Annotated in this window: 3 protein-coding genes; 1 reads left to right on the forward strand and 2 read right to left on the reverse strand. The window is 49.5% G+C overall.

Annotation, left to right across the window (positions count from 1 at the left end):
• Positions 1-188 (forward strand): 50S ribosomal protein L28 (rpmB, locus tag DACE_RS16845; RefSeq protein WP_006003424.1); only part of this gene is annotated, 188 nt, incomplete at its 5' end.
• 198 nt (positions 189-386) lie between these two features.
• Here the strand turns inward: rpmB and DACE_RS16850 are convergent.
• Both DACE_RS16850 and DACE_RS19035 read right to left on the reverse strand, forming a co-directional pair.
• Positions 387-1,565, reverse strand: coding sequence for a TGS domain-containing protein (locus DACE_RS16850; RefSeq protein ID WP_006003426.1), 1,179 nt, complete (start codon positions 1,563-1,565; stop codon positions 387-389).
• A gap of 244 nt (positions 1,566-1,809) precedes the next feature.
• On the reverse strand, positions 1,810-2,046 hold the full coding sequence (locus tag DACE_RS19035) for a helix-turn-helix domain-containing protein (RefSeq protein ID WP_040367720.1): 237 nt from the start codon (positions 2,044-2,046) through the stop codon (positions 1,810-1,812).
• Positions 2,047-2,207 lie beyond the last annotated feature (161 nt).

Below are 2,207 nucleotides of genomic sequence, written 5' to 3' on the forward strand. Positions count from 1 at the left end.
TGTCCAGAACATGTGAAATTTGCGGCAAAAAACCGGTAACCGGCAACAACGTCAGCCATGCACATAATAAAACCCGTAAAGTATGGTACCCCAACTTGCAAAAGGTTCGGGCGGTGAAGAATGGCAGCGTCCAGACCATGAAAGTCTGCACCCGTTGCATCCGTTCCGGGGCAGTTGTTAAAGGTTAACCGCACAACGGTAAAACAATTCCATCGAAAAGGGGAGCTGCCATCAAGGTCAACTCCCCTTTTTCCGTTTCTTGCTTTTCTGCATCTCTTTTAAATGTTTTCGATAGACGGCAGCGCTATCCGCGAGCGCTTTCCGGCATGGCCTTGCAGCCAAAGCACGTTCCAGCTTCTCGCAACAACCGTTGTGAGAAATCCGGGCTATCCACGCCGCTCACGCACCCGTTCCACCCGGTAGACCCCCTTCAACGCCTTAAGGGCAGCCATCACCTCTTTGAGATGATCGACATTGTTGACGTCGATTTCAAACTCATTGAGGCCCTTACTTCCGGACGACGCATTAACACGGGCACTGGTAATATTAGCCTCGCACTTGGTGATACAACTGGTGATCTCCGCCAGCACCCCTTTCTGGTCGTGACAGTAGACATTGATGCGCACACTACGCGACGACACCGACCCCTCATCCCACTCCACCTCGACGCGACGCTGCGGATCGGTTTCCAGAAGATGCGGGCAATCCGCCGCATGAACGGTAATGCCATGGCCGCGGGTGATAAATCCAACAATGTCATCCCCCGGCAGCGGGTTGCAACATTTGGCAAAACGTACCAGCACATCGTCAATCCCCTGAATACGGATCGCACTGTGCGACGGCTTCTTACGGATTTTGTTGATCACCCGTCCGAGACCAGACAGCTTAGAGCGATGGCTACGCAACTGATCTGCAGGCACAATACGACTGATAACCTGCCCTGCCGACAACTTTCCGTAGCCCACAGCGGCCAAAAGCTCCGACACCTCTTTAAAACCAAGATCTTTGGCAGCTTCCGCCATGACCGGCTCGTTTAATGTCCTGTTGAGGCTTTTCCCGTATTTGCGCAGTTCCTTGTCCAATAGACCATGGGCAACCTCAATACTCTTTTCCCGTTCCTGGGTTTTAACCCAGTGGCGAATCCGATTGCGCGCCTTAGATGTTTTAACGATCTTCAGCCAGTCCTTACTCGGATTCTGGTGCGGTGAAGTCAACACCTCCACCACATCGCCGTTGTGCAGCTCAGTCTTGAGCGACACCATCTTATTGTTGACCTTGGCGCCAACACAGCGATGACCGATGTCACCATGGATCGCGTAGGCAAAATCGATTGGGCAAGCCCCTTTAGGCAACTCGCGCACATGCCCCTGCGGAGTAAAGACATAGACCTCTTCCGGAAACAGATCAATATGGTTGTCGGTGGTCACGGCCAGAGAATCGTCCATCTCTTTTTGCCACTCCACCATCTGGCGCAGCCAACTGAAGCGCTTATCTTCTCCGGAGGCAGAGGTCGCAGGTTCGAATCCTGCATCGCGCGCCATTAAATTCACAGGGTTAGCCGCCATCCGGTTAACCCTTTTTCGTTCTGTGACGTTTTTGTGACGGTTCTGTGACAGTAAAACGTTCTCAATGACCTTTGTTCCAAGAAATCACCCGTACAAGCTAGAACAAAGGTCATCCTAAAATTTATTTTCCTGCAAAAGATCCAAAAGCCATTCAACATATCAACCACTTATGTCGTAAAAAAAACATGCCATCGTGCAAGAAGAACGGGCTCCCGGCGTTCTCATTCAAAAAAGGACCCTTGGCTCAATCGGCCTTATCAACTGATTCACAATACTCCATCAAATCACCAACCTGGCACTGAAAAAACTGGCATAGGCGATCAACATTATCCGTTGTCGTATTGTAGCTTCTCTGGTTTGCAATCTTTGATAGCGTTGTTCGATGAATCCCGGTTTCTCTCGACAGCTCATCAAAGGTTAATCGCTGCCCCGTCTTAAACTGTCTCTCTGCCATCAACTCGCGCAACCTGTATCGAATCACAATAACCTCCTTTTTAAGATCTAACTTATCTCCTCACTTATAGCAAAAAACCTCACGCGTTGATATTCCCCGAAGCACATAAGTGAAAAAAACAAAAAAAAGAAGCCCAAACACTTTAAACGTTCTTGACAGGTCACATATGGATGATATGATGAATTAAA

The sequence above is a fragment of the Desulfuromonas acetoxidans DSM 684 genome, from assembly GCF_000167355.1.
Classification (GTDB): Bacteria; Desulfobacterota; Desulfuromonadia; order Desulfuromonadales; family Desulfuromonadaceae; genus Desulfuromonas; species Desulfuromonas acetoxidans.